The organism is Gimesia benthica (genome assembly GCF_009720525.1).
Taxonomy (GTDB): Bacteria; Planctomycetota; Planctomycetia; order Planctomycetales; family Planctomycetaceae; genus Gimesia; species Gimesia benthica.
On the sequence record NZ_CP043930.1, the window covers coordinates 7181754 to 7198385 of the forward strand.

Annotated in this window: 9 protein-coding genes and 1 tRNA gene; 4 read left to right on the top strand and 6 right to left on the bottom strand. The window is 54.2% G+C overall.

Going from position 1 to position 16632, the window contains the following annotated elements; genetic code table 11:
- Positions 1-42: 42 nt before the first annotated feature.
- Complete coding sequence (gene typA, locus F1728_RS28160; protein WP_155366787.1) at positions 43-1863, top strand: translational GTPase TypA; 1821 nt, start codon at positions 43-45, stop codon at positions 1861-1863.
- 48 nt (positions 1864-1911) lie between these two features.
- Here the strand turns inward: typA and F1728_RS28165 are convergent, their stop codons facing one another.
- From F1728_RS28165 to F1728_RS28180, 4 genes are all read right to left on the bottom strand, one after another.
- Positions 1912-8061, bottom strand: a complete 6150-nt coding sequence (locus tag F1728_RS28165; protein ID WP_155366788.1) for a hypothetical protein — start codon at positions 8059-8061, stop codon at positions 1912-1914.
- A gap of 166 nt (positions 8062-8227) precedes the next feature.
- Positions 8228-9037, bottom strand: coding sequence for a hypothetical protein (locus F1728_RS28170; RefSeq protein ID WP_155366789.1), 810 nt, complete (start codon positions 9035-9037; stop codon positions 8228-8230).
- Positions 9038-9223: 186 nt separating this feature from the next.
- Positions 9224-10690: a trigger factor gene (tig, locus tag F1728_RS28175; protein WP_155366790.1), complete on the bottom strand. Its 1467-nt coding sequence runs from the start codon at positions 10688-10690 to the stop codon at positions 9224-9226.
- Positions 10691-10887: 197 nt separating this feature from the next.
- Positions 10888-10959, bottom strand: a tRNA-Gly gene (locus tag F1728_RS28180).
- A 589-nt stretch (positions 10960-11548) separates the two neighbouring features.
- Between F1728_RS28180 and F1728_RS28185 the strand changes: the two genes are divergently transcribed.
- Together F1728_RS28185 and F1728_RS28190 are read left to right on the top strand one after the other, a co-directional pair.
- Complete coding sequence (locus F1728_RS28185; protein ID WP_145180130.1) at positions 11549-11827, top strand: Flp family type IVb pilin; 279 nt, start codon at positions 11549-11551, stop codon at positions 11825-11827.
- A 137-nt stretch (positions 11828-11964) separates the two neighbouring features.
- Positions 11965-12285, top strand: coding sequence for a branched-chain amino acid aminotransferase (locus tag F1728_RS28190; protein WP_145035800.1), 321 nt, complete (start codon positions 11965-11967; stop codon positions 12283-12285).
- Between the two features lie 142 nt (positions 12286-12427).
- On the opposite strand, the gene F1728_RS28195 is transcribed toward F1728_RS28190, so the two are convergent.
- Positions 12428-13447 (bottom strand): Gfo/Idh/MocA family protein, encoded by a 1020-nt coding sequence (locus F1728_RS28195; protein WP_155366791.1) that lies wholly within the window; start codon positions 13445-13447, stop codon positions 12428-12430.
- Between the two features lie 360 nt (positions 13448-13807).
- On the opposite strand from F1728_RS28195, the gene F1728_RS28200 reads away from it, so the two are divergent.
- Positions 13808-14683, top strand: coding sequence for a hypothetical protein (locus F1728_RS28200; RefSeq protein ID WP_155366792.1), 876 nt, complete (start codon positions 13808-13810; stop codon positions 14681-14683).
- 80 nt (positions 14684-14763) lie between these two features.
- Here the strand turns inward: F1728_RS28200 and ettA are convergent, their stop codons facing one another.
- Positions 14764-16437 carry an energy-dependent translational throttle protein EttA gene (gene ettA / locus F1728_RS28205; RefSeq protein WP_145186853.1) on the bottom strand — a complete coding sequence of 558 codons (1674 nt, stop codon included), beginning with the start codon at positions 16435-16437 and terminating at the stop codon, positions 14764-14766.
- Positions 16438-16632 lie beyond the last annotated feature (195 nt).

Sequence of the window (16632 nt, forward strand, 5' to 3'; positions counted from 1 at the left end):
GAAGGTTTCCCGATTGAAACATTTTGGGAAGATTGAAGAGTCATGAAACGAGAAGATGTGCGGAACATTGCTATCATTGCGCACGTGGACCACGGGAAGACCACACTGGTCGACGCCCTGTTACACCAGAGCGGCCAGTTCCGGGATTCCCAGTTGAAAGGTGACTGTATTCTGGATTCGAACGATCTGGAACGCGAACGGGGAATCACTATTCTGGCCAAGAACATTGCCCTGATGTACAAGGGCGTGAAAATCAACATCATCGATACCCCGGGCCACGCCGACTTCGGTGGCGAAGTCGAGCGCGTGCTCCGTATGGCCGATGGTGTGCTGATTCTGGTGGATGCCTTTGAAGGCCCCCGTCCCCAGACCCGCTTCGTATTGAAAAAGGCCCTCGAGTGTCATCTGAAGCCTCTCGTGGTGATCAACAAGATCGACCGCCCCGACTGCCGCCCCGATCACGTGCTGAGTGAAATGTTCGACCTCTTCGTCGATCTGGATGCAGACGACGAAACTCTCGATTTCCCTTACATTTATGCCAGTGCCCGTGAAGGCTTCGCCACACACGATCTGGACAACTTCGGCGATAGCATTCACCCGCTGCTGGACATGGTGCTTGAGAAAGTACCCGCTCCGGAAGTCGAATTCGACGCCCCGCTGAAGATGATGGTCACAACCCTCGAATGGTCTGAATACGTGGGCCGCGTAGCCACCGGTCGTATCAGCACCGGTAAAGTCCGTCGCGGTGAAAAGGTCACCCTGATCAAGGCCGGCGGAAAGCATATCAATTGTACCATCGATTCGGTCGAACTGTTCAATAACCTGGGACGGGCTCCCGTTGAAGAAGCCACCGCCGGCGATATCGTCGCTTTGGTTGGTCTGGACAATCCTGAAATCGGCGACACCGTTGCCTGTGCACTGAAACCTGAAGCCCTGGAACGTATCGACGTCGATGAGCCGACACTCTCGATGCTGTTTACCATCAACAGTTCTCCGCTGGCAGGACAGGATGGCAAATACGTCACCAGCCGTAACCTGCGGGAACGTCTGATGCGTGAGCTCGAATCGAACGTGGCTCTGCGTGTCACCGAACGGGAAGACAAAGACTCGTTCTCCGTTTCCGGTCGTGGCGTGCTGCACCTCTCCGTTCTCATCGAACAGATGCGTCGCGAAGGTTATGAGCTTTCCGTCGGTAAGCCTGAAGTGATCCGCAAGAAGATCGACGATAAATGGCATGAACCGTTTGAAGAACTCGTTGTCGATGTCCCTGCGGATTCGGTCGGTTCCGTGATGGAACTGGTCTGTGCCCGTCGAGGACAGATTATCGACATGACCGCCGGCGAAACCGGAATGTCACACCTCAAGTTTTCGATTCCCGCCCGCGGGCTGATCGGTCTGCGAACCCGTCTGCTCAACGCGACCAAAGGGGAAGCGATCATCAACCACCGCTTCGAAGGCTACAAGCCCAGCGAAGGGGAAGTTCCCCGGCGTGCGAATGGCGTGATGGTCTCCCAGGCCAAAGGGCAGGCCGTAGGTTATGCTCTCTGGAAACTGCAGGAACGGGCTGAATTCTTCGTCTCTCCCGGAGATGATGTCTACGAAGGGATGATCATCGGCGAAAACGCCCGTGAGAATGACCTCGTCGTCAATCCGATCCGCGGTAAAAAACTGACGAACGTGCGTGCTTCCGGTTCTGATGAAAACGTCGCCCTCAAGCCAGCCCGGGATATGAGTCTCGAAGCCGCCCTGGAGTATATCGAGCAGGATGAGTATGTGGAGATCACTCCCAAGCTGATCCGTCTCCGTAAGATCTACCTCACGGAAAACGAGCGGAAACGCCAGCACCGCAGTACGAATGCTTAATTCAGCAGAACGTACTCCATGATTTTGACTTTCCAACCTGGGGCCGGCTTACCGGTCCCAGGTTTTTAATTTACCCACCAGATCCAGCATCTCATTGCGCCGCTTTTCGAACAGCCCGAACAGGGCCAGGATGCAGATCCCCAGACCGATCCCAAACGCCCACCAGGGCCACACGTGTCCCAGTGACTGCGACGCGTGCCAGATCATGCTCACAATCGAAAGCACCAGGAACGAGGTGCCGACATACAGGAAGGCCCGTACTCGCAGCAGCATCCCGGCGAAGATTCCCACGACCGACAGGCCACACAGAATCATCGGGAGCTCAATACTTTCCGCTACTCCGGTGATGAACATGTCCCCGGTCGAACTGACATAAATGGCAATCGTGGAAAAGTACCGGATCGAAGTCAGCTGGGAATCGCTCAGTTTTTCACGATTCAGATGTGTCGCGACCAGTACCGACAATGCCGGCGGAATCAGCCAGAGCTGAGGATGCTGTGTCAGTAACTGTCCCTGTTCCACCCAGAAAGCCCACAAGGCACCGTTACCTGCCAGAGCAGCCAGCGTGGTATAGACGAACGACTTTCTCCAGAGGCTCATCACCACGTAGACCAGGCTGATCAACAGCAACACCAGGGAATATTCGCCAACCACCGGAGAGGTCTGAGTCGAAGCACCATGCAGCCAGAAGCTCAGTGCGGGCAACAGCGGGAGGAAGACACCCGTCCGCTGGAGTGGTTCAGACAACACCTGCAGCCCGATGCGGTCGAAGAACTCGCCGACCCCCGCACCGGCAAAGGCAATCACGATGACGATATAAGGCCAGTAAGGCAGCAGGTAGCCGCGGAACAGTTCCGGCACGGTCAGGTAAATATGCAGGAACAGCAGGGCTAATACGATTTCAGACGCATAGACATACAGCATTCTGCGTTTCAACGGAAGCTGGAACGGATCATATTTGGGAATGGCAGCCATCACAATCAGGGCCGCGGAGAGCAGCACCAGCGCCGCTGAAACAACGCCAATTCTCGCAGGAGTCAATTGCAGCCGGACTCCGGTCAGTTGCAGTCCGATCTCCGAAGCCAGGATGGATAACAGTGCGACACCAGCAGCGGTCAGGAAGGTTCTTGCGCTTTTGCGAATCGCTTGCGTCCAGTCCGGGGTGAGTCGCGACCATTTCGCAAGTACAACCGTGGTCAGCAGGCTCAGAACAGAGACCGCCTCCTGCAGGCGAATCAGATGGTCGAGCCAGTAAAAGTTCCCTTTGACGGGTAACAAGGCCCAACTGAAATAAATGGATGCGGCTCCCAGTGCCAAAAGGGACCGGTGTTTGAACCGTTCGGATAGTTCAGTCAAATCACCCAGGGACAGCAGCGCCGGAACCGTGAGGAAGGTTCCCACCACCGACCACCAGCGGAGTGTCTGATCTTCAAATCGCAATACGCTGTGCAGCAATGCCAGGATTGTCGAGAGTGTCATCACGGAAACCGCTTGCGGGACCCAGCTGCGTGCCTGCTCCCAGATGCGGTCCGCGTTGGCAATCGCCAGACGGTTACCAGCCTGACCCAGCTGTGAACGCAGTCTCCACAGAATCCCGATCAGACAGGCATAGACAGACAACGCGATGCCCGACCGCTGTACCAGGATCTGCAATTCTGTCTCATTACTCAGGAAGGTGCCGATTGCACAGAATCCCATCATAAACAGTGGCGCCAGCCCATATCGGCTGTTCCGGTCCCAGAGCAGTGCCGTCAACAGTACGGTCACCGATGCCAGGGCAATCCACCCCTGAATGTCACGAATGACGGGAAGTCCTTCCACTGTCAGCATTGTCCGGGAAACGGTGATTGTCAGCGTGTAGAGCAGGACGACTCCGGACAGAGCCCCCGTTACGATGTGCTGCAACCTGAATTCAGACAGTCCGAGCTCTTCGTCAGTCGAGACACGCTGCCGATAGACGTCCACCGCCAGCCAGCAGGCAGCGATACCTGACGCGACTGTGATCAGCCACTTCAAGAGGTCCATCTGATTCTGAGTCGTCACGATCACATTGTTGTCGGTCCAGAACGCTGTGAAGCCCAGCACGGTGCCGACCAGCGCCGTTGCCAGTGAAGCCCAGGCCATGATCTGTTTTCGCAGACAGAGTCCCAGTGTGAAATACAGGGCCGTCCCTGTCCCTGCGGTCGTCAGTCCCGGCCAGGGGCGATAGAGGTCAGACCAGCCTCCCCGCAGTCCGAACAGCAGTAACAGGCCAAAGAGCAACTGAGACCAGTAGAGATGTCGTTGTGTGTCAGCCTGTTGTTCGATATCGCCGGCTGAGCGACGCCAGGTTTGCACAAAGCGGAACGCGTGAAAAGTAAGCACCAGAAGCAGGCCCCCTTCGAGCAACAGGTTGACCTGCCAGGCGTTCCAGTCCGTATGATGCCAGCCCAGGACCGCTGCCAGTCCAATCAGTGCCAGACTGAGGAAGCTCAGACCATTGACCTGCATACTGCTGGAGTACCTGCGGGCAAAATACTGAATGCAGATCGCAGAGACTCCGACCGCAGGCAGAGTCACCCACGGAGCTTGTGAGAAACGTGGCCCCCATGAGCCGGCGGGATCGAACAGATTGAACAGGAAGGGGAGCAGGTAGGGAGAGACTACCAGGCTGAGCATCGTCGCCAGATGAACCCGTAACGGTGGCCACTCGGACGACGTGAGCAGCTGGTGTTCCTGAAACTCGGGATGCATCCAGCGTTCGCACGCCAGCCAGAAGATCCCGAAACCGGCAGCCGCGAGTCCCAGCCAGGTAAGAGTCTGCAGGAATTCGGCGGTATCATACTGATCAAGGGGTATCGAAAACATCAGAATGGTTCCTGCCAGCGTTGCCGCCAGCAGAAGATGGGATGCGAGCAGCATCCACCCGCTGGAGCGGAACAGCATTGCATAACAGACGATCGTTCCCAGCAGTATCAGCAGCGGCAGACCGAATTGTGTGAAAGCGAGTAACCGGTCTGCAACATCAAGGGCAGCTACCTGTTCCAGCGCAGTTCCCAAGACCTGACAGATTGTCAGGAACAGGACAGGCAGACCGACCCCCAGCATGCTCAAGTCACGCCACGACGGTTTATCTTCCAGCAGACGCGTAAGGTACCCTAAGCGGACCTGCTGCGACTGGAAAGTCTGCAGCACCGATTCTGCTTTCCAGACTACAACAAGTATAACCACGGCATACAGGCTCAGGCACCAGCGGAGGGCCCCCGCCACATGCTGAGTCTGGTTGAAATACCCGGCGATCAGAAACGGAATCAGGTAGCTGATTAACAGCATGCCCAGCGAAGCGAGTTTCTGCAGGCGACTGTTCAGAAAGGGCAGACATCCCAGCATCAACAGGCCCAGACAGAGCCAGCTCCAGATACTGAAGGCTTCTGGTGCCAGTTGTAAGGGAAAACCAACCGAGAATTCTTTCAATGCGGAATTGAAAATAACAAACAGGGAGAACAGAACAACCAGCGTGCAGGAGAGGGCACCTTGTGTCCAGAGGCTGTGTTCCCGGGGCCGCGTGATGGTAATGGCCGACAGTCCCATCAGGTAGACGAACAGGCCGAACATTGCGGGAGCCAGATATTTCCAGACCGCACTCATCCGGTAGGCCTGGCTGAACTCGGCTCCGACCAGAGGTAACAGGGCAAATGCAAATACGAGACCTGTAGCAAGGATGGCACCGCCCAGTAGAATCGGTTGCAGATTCAGACGACTGGTGCGGGCCAGTGATCCCAGCATGTTGCGTGAGAACTTTTGGGACCGGATCAGCGAGTTCAGTCCATTCCAGAGGGCAATTGCCAGGATATGGAACAGCCAGTAACGGGGAGAATGGTAACCATTGCCCGTCCAGAGATCAAAACGCTGGCCGACCGCGGTCGCGGTGTAGAGCGTGCCGGCCGTCCCCGCGAACTGGGCACACAGAAACCAGACTTCGGAACGCAGAATTAACGCAATTCCCAGCCAGATCAACATCAGCCAGAACGAGTAAAACGCATGCATGTGGGCCGGCATGATCTGCAGCAGGGCATAAGGGATCATGAGGACCGACGTGATCATGGCACCTGCGGTGAGGGAGCTGGTAAACGAATTACCCTCAGCGGGCAGCAGCGACCAGCTGTTCTGTAACTTTTGACGATTTTGGGACCAGAATTGCAGGGCAAGTAAAAACAGCAGGCTGGTCGAAGCGTGGATCAGACAGCCCCAGGCGAAGGGACCATCGGGACGCAGATGCATGCTCTGCAGCAACCCGCGGATGGGGCCGTTAAGGCAGAGTGCGTGTTGCAGTGTCAGGAACCAGAGAAATGATCCGATGCTGGAAAGTATCGGACGACGAACGTGCCAGTTTGCTGTCAGGAACAGAACGGAGTTCAACAGTAAAGCCACCGTAGTCCACATCACATCCGTGCGGGTGTAAAAGCCCGCGTAGACTGCGATCAGGCTGGAGCCGCAGGCCAGCCCAACTGCGGCATACAGGTAGTATTGCGCTGCCTCCCGGTGCGATTTGTTTTTGAGGAGCATCGCTCCGATTCCCGCACCGATCGCCAAAGCCAGTAATACGATGGCAGAACGGCCCAGCAGCATCGCTTCCATCAGCATCCGCTGTGTGACGCCTTCCAGAGGCAGAGTGCCGCCCAGAACGTGAAATCCGAGCAGGACTGAAATCGTAAGCGATGCGAGTGCCGGTACGTGGCACAAAGGAAAACGTCCGCGAAAGGCGAGCAGTGTCAGGCTGATGGCGTTGACGATTCCCAGGGCGATCAGAATGTCGACGCGCGGCCAGGCGATCGCGAAGTTAACCAGCAGCATGATGGCAGCAAAGATCGCAAGCGAGGACCCCGTCAGGGACCAGTGCGGCGATTCGTCTTTCCCTTTCCGGTGATGGAGCAGCAGCCCGAATCCGACCAGTAGACTTTCCATCAGGCTGAACAGCGGCGTCAGTCGGGCAAAGGTTTCCAGGCGTTCGGGGGCATTCCAGATCATCAGCCAGCAGGGAGCTAGCACGGAAAAGACCGCCAGCCCGAGCAGCGTGACCAGTTCGCGGGCGCGGGAATCAGTTATTTCTTCCCAGTCGAACGTATTGCGCAGCACATACACCAATCCACCGACAAAGCAGCCGACCGGTAACAGTGCGAGAAAATTGATTTGCAGAAACGTCGTAGCGTGATCCCCGAGGCGGGAGATTAGAATCTGCCCGGCTGAGGTACCCAGGACGATCGCCAGTAAAGGCCAGCGTCCGAAACTGAGCAGGATGCGGCTGGACGAATGGACCATCCACCCGAACGCGGCAAAGCCGACACCGAGTGCCAGTATGAAGAGCGGGTCGGTTGCAGGCCTGTGATCGGAAAGTCGGATGGCCGCCAGGAAGTTGAGAGGCACCAGTAGCACCGTAATCAGTAACAGGCCGCGACTGGTGGCTTCCAGTTTCCAGCGTTTGAACGTGTAAAGCCCTGCACCATGGATGGCGGCGGTGGCCAGCAGGAAGAGCAGGGCAGGTAGATAGGGAATCTGATTTTTCAATGTCGACCAGAGACTGACCACAAGGCCAATGGCACTGCCGACAATCAGCAGACCGCTGACCAGTTCCCCCCAGCGAATGTTTTTCTCTTCCATGAACGCCTGCAGCAGTGAACCCAGCGGACGTTTCTGCTCTTCGACGGGCATCGCAGGACGTGGGGAAGTCCGTGCTGGAGAGACAGGTTCAATCTGTTCGGGCCTGGTTTCTGGTTCGAAGGCACTCTCGTCCAGAAAATCGGAGATTTCGAGAACTGGTTCTTTTTCAGGCGTCTTTTGCGGGCCTGGTTTCTGCGTCGGTGGTTCGGGGACAGGCTTGGGCTCGGGTGAGGGTTTTGGCTCGTGTTTCGGTGGCACGACTTCAGGAGGAGCGGGCGCCGGTTGCTTGGCTGCTGTATATTTGAAGAGGCGGACGAAATCTTCTTCCGGGATGACGCCCTGATTATATAGTCGGCGGAGGTAGCGTTCGGCTGTCTGACGCTCCTGCTCGCGAGTACTCTCTGTTGTCTTTCGTTCTTCGGCAACTTGATGCGCGGAATGGACGTCGTTTGGGGGCGCTTCCGGCGAGAACAGTTTGGTGAGGAAGTGACCAATCACCCAGATTCCATGGATGAAGGAAGCGAAGAGAATCAAAAGAATGAAAACCAGTACGAGTTCCATGGGGTTGGTCCCTGTTGCAGCGGAAGATCAAACATCCAGCCTTACCTCGGCTTCTTTACGGGCGGATTCTCTTAAGCGATATCACTCCTCAATTTGGAATTTTCATTCAAAAATTAAGATGTCATTTCTTAACTCTAATCCAGAAAATGGATTAGGGCAATGAAATTTAATAAACGGAGATGCGGGTGCCATCAGCGAACATCCGGGTCGGCTGACTGCTTCGGATCTCTTTACCCCAGCGACGCTTGACCGCGGGGGGCAGAAAAGTGAAGGCATACCAGCCATCCAGCAGGCGATTGCGGACTGTCTGTTGTTCCAGATTCTCGAGTTCCCAACTGGTCAGAATTGTTTTCCATAACAGGGCCCGTTGAGAGACACGGTAGTGGATGGGATCAAAGCCATACCACTCAGGCTGGGGAGCCACAATCCGGATGCGGGGATCTCCAGCCAGTGCGATGAGTCGCTGATTTAACTCACCGACTTTCTGAATCAGATCGGGAAGCGAGGCCGGATTTTTCGGGAAGAACAGCCGGCGTGTCATCTCGAAACGCAGATTCGACAGTTTCGCGAGTGTGAACTCGGGCAGCAGCGTGATCGTCACCCGGGCATCGATCGCCTGTAATTGATCCAGGCAGAGCCTGACCCAACTGAAGATGGCATCAACCGATTGACCATAAATCAGATCATTGCCGATATCAGTCAACAGCGCGAGGGGCTGTTCCGAAATTCGATCCGGTGTGGGTAATGCCTGCCACAAATCACAGCGGGAGATGCCGGGCAGGGCACGGTGCAGCAGACGACTCCAGGTTCCGTAAGAGCGTCCATGCCCAAGGGCGGTATAGATGTCACAGGGAGCCCCTATGCTCGGCTGCAGGAGACGCAGGATCAGAGGAAAGTCTCTGGTCAGGTTACTTGCTCCCAGCAGAATCACCGGACGTCCGCCGGTCTGTGGCTCTGGAGCAGTGAATTCAGGCATGGATAAAGCTGTCCCGGGTGTCGTGATGTATGTGAATGGAATCTTTCTATTTTAGCGAGATCGGGTATTTCAGAAAGAGAAATTTACACTCGCACTGATTGATAAGCAGAGGAATGCTCGCGCATAAAAAAAGGCACCATCGATATGATGGTGCCTTGATTCTATTCTGAATGAGAAGCGGGGCGATTATTCTTCGCCTTCTGCTTCTTCTTCCTCTTCAGCTTCCGCAGCGGAGCCGGCGAAGCTGGAGCAGACCGAGCGAGCGATAGCAGAGACTTTGTTTTCCTCTGGCTTCTTCATCTCGGTTTCTTTGTATTCAGCTTTTTCCAGGATGACGTCAACCGCTTTACGCTCACGCAGCTGAGCTTCCAGGTTTTCAATCATGCCGGATTTGACCATCCGAGCCCGAACGCGACGGGGGCTTTCACCCTGCTGCATCGCCATGTAGTAGATTTCCATGTCGATTTCAGAAGGATCGACCATCAGGTTTTCGGTCGTGGCAATCTTGTCCAGCACGAAGTGCTCTTTGAGTGCCTGACGTGTGCTGGAAATCGCCTGCTGACGCAGTTCGTTTTCACGAGCCTGGATATCCTGGCGGGAGAAGCCGGCCTGCTGCATTTCGAGGATTTCCCGACGCAGTGCGTTTTCCACCTGCTTGGAAACCAGTGTTTCCGGCAGATCCCAGTCGGCAGACTCGGTGATCTTTTCCAGAACCTGGGTACGGGTAGACTGACGCTGCTCGTAAGTCACCTGACGTTCCAGGATGTTTTTGATTTCTTCGCGGAGTTCTTCTTCCGATTCGGCACCGATTCGTTCCAGCAGCTCTTCGTTGATTTCCGGAGGCTGGATGAACTTGACGCTCTTCACGGTAAAAGTCGCTTTGACTTTTTCGCCACGCATTTCGATCTGGTCGGCTTCTGCAGAAACTTCGAGTTCGGTTTCACGAGTGTCGCCGGCTTTGACGTCAGCCATGACTTCGCCGAAGTCTTTGATTTCGGCATCACGCAGACGCAGGATCGGACGGAGCGGAACAACCAGTTCGGCGATTTCGCTGAGTGGCTTGCCATCGTGTTCGAACTTGATTGACAGTTCGAGGTAATCTTCTTTTTCAGCAGCACCTTTCCGTTCTTCCATTTCGCCGTACTGGCCGAGGAAGCGGTTCAGGTATTCTTCGATGTCTTTATCGCCGATTTCGCGGACAGGACGTTCCAGCGACAGCCCTTTGTATTCGGGCAGTTTGAAATCAGGACGAACTTCAACTTCAAATTCGAAGGTGAATTCGCCGTCTTCTGGAATTTCCAGGCTTTCGACATCAATGGTTGGCTCGTTGATCGGATCCAGATCGTTGTCTTCTGCGATCAGTTCCAGGCTTTCCATCAGGACCCGCTGTTTGACCTGATCGTTGAGTTCCTGGCGGAAACGTTTTTCGATCAGCTTCTTGGGAACATGGCCAACGCGGAAACCGGGAACTGTTGCCTGATCACCCAGTTCAGAGACAGACTCAGAGTAGAAGTGCTCAATGTCAGAACGGGGGACTGATACAGTCACATGTTTTTTACAGGGACCCACCTCTTTAATATCGGCGGTCGCAGACATTTTATACTCGCCTTCGGTGGAGACGGTTTCTTCTGTCGTTGCGAGATCGTCAGACACGGTCCAATCCTTTTCTTTTACGTTGTGTGGAAAACAGCAATAGGGGCTTTACCAAATCACTGCACTCAATCTGAGGGTGGCAGTTGCACACTGCGGAGCTGATTCTGATAGCGATACTACTTAAAGTATGAAAAGCCCCACATTCAAGAAGATGGGGGCTCTGATTCAATCCCTGAGATTTTGCATGCGAAAAAAAGAGCGGGTGAAGGGATTTGAACCCTCGACAGCCACGTTGGCAACGTGGTGCTCTACCACTGAGCTACACCCGCGAGCTGGCATGTATTGGACTGAGAGTGAAGATCACTTTCAGAAGCAACACGTGCTTGCTGTGTGTGAAGATTATGTAATCTTATCCTCTGAGGTCAAGGGTACGACAAGAAGTAAATCATGGATATCAGAGACTTTTTTCATTTTTTCTCTTCGTATCCTCTCTGAGCCTGCTGTTTACGGCTGACTCTACGGATTGACAGGATTTTACGGACGCTCTCACAATCCGGGTGGACTGTTTTTCGTCCCCGTTGCCGATTCGCCACGTGTTGCTTTGAAACAACATCGCACTAACTGAACTGATAACAATGGGTTAAGGCCTCTCTGCACCTCGCCCCTCAGATCGTGTTGATTTTTCACCACAGCCCGCTCAGACCGTGTGCCGCGTGCCGCAAGAATTCTTTCAACGGGCTGACTATTTTTAACTCCTTGTAAATCAACAGGTTGTGATCACTGCTGTGAACAGTTTGTAAAAACTTTTTTACGCTCCGGCACGTTTGGTATTCAGCTTGCTTTACATCCCAGTATCAACTTTGAAACGTTGACTCGATGCAAACAACTTTAAATCAAACAACTTTGGAGACCACAACTATGAAAAACATCCTCAACCAACTGATCAACGACGAAGCCGGTTTCATTGTTTCTGCAGAACTGGTTCTGATTTCTTCGATCGCCGTACTGGCCATGATCGTCGGACTGTCTGAAGTCGCTAATAACGTGAACCAGGAACTGGAAGATGTCGGATCCGCTTTCTCCAGCATCAACCAGACTTATAACCTCTGTGAAGTCTCAGGTCACAAAGGTGAACTCAGCGGCAGCAATTTCCGTGACTGCCCCGACTTCTGCTCAGGTCAGTGGGACATCTACTAAGCCTGACGCTCTGAAAACAACTCTATCCGAAACTGCTTTCTTTCCGAAGACGACCGCCTGCGGGGATTCACCACCCCTGCGGGCATCCGGTCACCCGAAACAAAACCAAAATCTCTTAATCTCTGGAGTCTGTGAACATGAATAGTGTGCTAATCCGTTTCATGAACGAGGAGGCGGGCTTTATTGTCTCTGCCGAACTGGTACTGATCTCAACGATCGCCGTCCTGGCGATGATTGTGGGGCTAAGCGAAGTTGCCCATGGTATTAACCAGGAACTGGAAGACGTCGGCTCGGCGTTTGGCCGCATCAATCAGAGTTTCTATGTCGCAGGGGCACATGGCCACAAGGCCTGCACGGACGGCAGCAGTTTCCGCGATCAGGCGGACTTCTGTGACGGCGAGAATGACATCGTCTGTGATCGTCCGCCCCGCAGCGAAGGGAACGGCTACTACAATTAAACTATCGCGGAACAGCAGTTCTGCTCACAGATAATGTTTCCTCAACGGGAAGCAGGCATGCATCGAGGCGGAGGTCTCCACCTCAGGCACCCTGATCAGCGAATCTGGTCAGGGTGCTTTTTTATGCGCGGTGCGGGAGCGTTTATTTGGGAAAGAAGTCGGCCAGGTTGACGACGGTTTCCGTACGTGCCGAGTAGTCCAGCGCGTTGAGTACCCGCTGGGTATTGATCCCCAGATCAGGCCACTGCTGCTCCAGTCGTCCCGAGCGAATAATGTCGCAGAAATGGTTGATCATGCACGTTTCCTGCAGGGGATTCGCCGTTTCGTGTCGGGTACGGTTTCCCTGCGAGTCTTTGATTTCAAAGGCGGGTTTGGTGTTTTCCCAGGGGCGGGTGAAGTCATCACAGATCAGTGAGGCTTTTGTGCCGGCCAGTTCAAACCACTTCCGCATGTTGACATCAAAACCACAATCAAAGGAGGCAATGCGATCTTTGCTGAACCACATGATTCCGGAGAAATTATAATCGACGTCATTATAAGGTCGTGCGGTGCCGAAGACTTTGGTAGGCAGTTCATTGAAAGCCCAGAGGGCGACTCCAATACAGTACCAGCCCAGGTCACCTAAGGAACCGCCTCCCAGATCGCGCTGCAGGCGGAGGTCTCCTTCGGGAACGGTATCCCAGTTGAAGGTGAAAGCGGAAGTCATCCTGCGGTGTTCGCCCAGCGCGTCGCTGCGAATCAGTTCGAGCATCTCATGCGCACGCGGATGGTGATACCACATCACGCCATCCATCAGCTGAACTTCGTTTTCCAGACAGACGCGTCGCATTTCGCGTGCCTGATTCACATTCAGTGCCAGGGGCTTTTCACATAATACGTGTTTGCCTGCGCGGGCGGCGCGAACGGTCCACTCACCATGCAGTGCCGGAGGGAGTGGAATGTAGACGGCATCGATATCGGGATCGTGGATCAATGCGTCATAGCTGGCAACGCTGCGTTTGACGTGATGCTTTTCTGCCCAGTCGGCAGCGCGGGTGGCATCGCGACTGGCGATGCAGGTCAGTTCGGCATTCTCTGCCTGATGAATTGCAATGCTGATTTTCTCGGCGATACGGGCCGTGCCCAGGATGCCCCAGCGCACAGTCCGGTTTGAGTCTTTCATAGTCGGCGGTCCAATGAATCCAGGTAGTAAGATTTATGAAAAAAAATTTGAAATCTTCAAACCAAGTCGTTATCGTTGAGGCAGAGCAGCTTTTTCTCTTATTTCATTTCTTTTCTATCTTTCGATGCCTGAGAAAGTTTTGCTCAATATCACAGAGTTTTTGGACTCTGTAAAGTGTTCGTCGTTCAGTTTACCTGTCAGTTTTCGTATCGCGCTCCAGACAACATCTCTATTTTGACGCTCAAAGAAGTGGACACGTTTCTTGTGTGCATTTCGTTGTACATATGCCTGCTAGCGATAGGCTAGCATTGAACACTATTCCGGGTTCAGGCGGGCAGAATCTGGTAGACAGGAGTTAAAATGACCAAACGGATACAGATGTTAGCAATTGCCTGCGCCTTACTGACCATCGGTGGCGCGACGGCTCCCTCGGTGGAAGGAACACCGCGGCGAGATATCATTACGAAACTCTCACTGAGTAAGGATGCCCCTCAGGTTGAACTGTTTGAGGGGTTGAAGAAACAGACCCTGTCGGCGCGGGTCTATCCCATCAGCGCCTATAATTCCTCAGTCTTCATTACGAATAAGACTTCCGAGCCACTGACGGTCAAAGTACCTCCCGCGGTTTCTTCCGTGCACATTCTGGCGCAGGCTGGTCCGGGACAACAACCGGGACTCGGTCAGGGATTATTACAGGACCTGCAGGGACTCAATCAACCGATGACGGGAGATTCCCAGGCGGTCGGTGGCAATCTGGCACCAATGAGCAACAATCAGAATTTTGATTTCCAGGGCTTCTTTACCATTCCGCCGGAAAAGACCGTGCGTCTGCGTCTGCGTTCTGTCTGCCTGGAACATGGGAAGCCGTGCCCTTCCAGCAGAAAAACATATGAGCTGCGGCCCATCGAATCGCAGGTGGAAGACAAAGCACTGGTGCTTCTGCTCAAGAAATTCAATCCCCGCCGCGACGACTGGGAAATGATGCAGGCCATCGCCTGGCACCTCTCCAGCCATCTGGACTGGCAGGACCTGGCCAGCAAAAGGAAACACAAAATCGTGGGCGGCGGCGTGCCTTACTTCAAACCGGAGCAGCTCATCGCTGCACGCAAAGTCGTGGAAGTGGCCCGTACCGAAGTGCATCGCCAGACAGTGGCAGATCGTAATACATTCTCGGATCAGGAAACGAAATCAACTCAGGAAGCAACTCTGAGTCGCGTTCGAGGCGAGCGCCGCTGATTCAACCCGGATAACAAAAAAGGGGCAGTCCTACTAAGACTGCCCCTTTTGTTTTTGATGTCTCAACTGTCAGTTGTTGTTTAACGTGATAGTGGTTTGTACTGAATCCGGTGCGGAGAGTCGGCATCGGCTCCCAGCTCTTCGTGGCGACGGGCTTCGTACATTTTGTAGTTGCCTTCAAAGAAGCGGACTTTGCTGTCACCTTCAAAGGCAATGATGTGTGTCGCCAGACGATCGAGGAACCAGCGGTCGTGGCTGACAACCAGGGCACAGCCACTGAAGTGCTCGAGCCCTTCTTCCAGCGAACGCAGGGTATCCACGTCGAGGTCGTTGGTCGGTTCGTCCAGCAGCAGCAGGTTACCACCCGAGCGGAGCAGTTTCGCCATATGCACTCGGTTGCGTTCCCCGCCAGAGAGTTCGCCAACCAGTTTCTGCTGATCGGGTCCTTTAAAGTTGAATCGGCCGACATACGTACGGGAATGCACGCTCGATTTACCGACGACCAGGTGATCGTGTCCCTGAGAAATTTCTTCGTAAACGGTTTTCTTCGGATCGAGGGCATCGCGGCTCTGGTCGACATAAGAGAGTTCAACCGATTCGCCGATTTCCAGGGTCCCGCTGTCCGGCTCTTCGAGTCCCATGATCATTTTAAAGAGCGTCGTTTTACCCGCGCCGTTCGGACCAATCACGCCGACAATCCCACCGGGGGGAAGTTCGAAGGTGAAATTCTCAAACAGCAGTTTGTCGCCGAAGCCTTTGGTAAGGTTATTCGCGATGAGCACCTTGCTGCCCAGCGACCGGGAAACAGGAATCTGAATATCGGAAGCATCGTCGCGTTTTTCGTATTCTTCCGCAGCCAGTTCCTGATAGCGTTGCACACGGGCCTTGTTTTTCGAAGCCTGTGCCTTGGGTGACATGCGGACCCACTCGAGTTCGCGTTTGAGGAACTTCTGCCGTTTCGATTCCTGTTTTTCTTCGACTTTCAGACGTGCCTGTTTCTGCTCCAGCCACGAAGAGTAGTTCCCTTCGAAGGGCAGACCACGGCCCCGTTCCAGTTCCAGAATCCAGCCGGCGACGTTATCGAGGAAGTAGCGGTCGTGGGTAATCGCCACAACGGTTCCCTGGAAGTCGTGCAGGTAACGTTCCAGCCAGGCTACCGATTCGGCGTCGAGGTGGTTCGTCGGTTCGTCCAGCAGCAGCAGGTCAGGGTTCTGCAGCAGGATTTTACAGAGGGCAACACGCCGCTGCTCACCCCCGGACAGACTGCCAATGATGGCGTCTCCCGGCGGAACACGCATGGCGTCCATGGCGATTTCCAGTGTGCGGTCCAGTTCCCAGAGGTTGGCTGCATCGATCTGGTCCTGCAGTGTCGCCTGTTCTTCGATCAACTTTTCCATCTCTTCAGGAGAAGGGTCTTCTCCGAACTTCATGTTGACTTCGTTATAGCGGTCGAGGATCGACTGGGATTCAGCCACCGCTTCAGCGATACATTCTTCCACGGTCTGTTCAGGATTCAGATCCGGTTCCTGCTTGAAGTAACCGATCTTGATGCCTTTGGCAGGGCGGACATCCCCCTGGAAGCTGGTGTCTTCCCCTGACATGATTTTCAGCAGGGTACTTTTACCAGCACCGTTGACCCCCAGAACACCAATTTTTGCGCCAGGGAAGAATGAGAGCCAAATGTCTTTCAGAATCTCTTTCTGTTCAAAGACTTTGGTAACGCCTTCCAGTTGCATGATGTATTGTTGTGCCATGTCTCCGTCTCTTGCCCTGTGGGACTTCTGCTAACAGTGACCAATGAAAATAGTGAGAACGCATTTGTGAGAATCAGGACCGCTTTCCTTAGTCGAAAACCGGTCTGCCACACGCGAGATACCATAGCTGGACCAGGTTCGCAAGTCACTCGAAACAGGGGCAGACTTGCGAAATATTCAAAAAACACCGCTCCT

Coding starts and splice junctions, on each gene's coding strand:
- F1728_RS28200 (WP_155366792.1), top strand. CDS start 13,808: ATGACCAAACGGATACAGATGTTAGCAATTGCCTGCGCCTTACTGACC.
- ettA (WP_145186853.1), bottom strand. CDS start 16,437: ATGGCACAACAATACATCATGCAACTGGAAGGCGTTACCAAAGTCTTT.
- F1728_RS28190 (WP_145035800.1), top strand. CDS start 11,965: ATGAATAGTGTGCTAATCCGTTTCATGAACGAGGAGGCGGGCTTTATT.
- F1728_RS28195 (WP_155366791.1), bottom strand. CDS start 13,447: ATGAAAGACTCAAACCGGACTGTGCGCTGGGGCATCCTGGGCACGGCC.
- F1728_RS28170 (WP_155366789.1), bottom strand. CDS start 9,037: ATGCCTGAATTCACTGCTCCAGAGCCACAGACCGGCGGACGTCCGGTG.
- F1728_RS28185 (WP_145180130.1), top strand. CDS start 11,549: ATGAAAAACATCCTCAACCAACTGATCAACGACGAAGCCGGTTTCATT.
- F1728_RS28165 (WP_155366788.1), bottom strand. CDS start 8,061: ATGGAACTCGTACTGGTTTTCATTCTTTTGATTCTCTTCGCTTCCTTC.
- typA (WP_155366787.1), top strand. CDS start 43: ATGAAACGAGAAGATGTGCGGAACATTGCTATCATTGCGCACGTGGAC.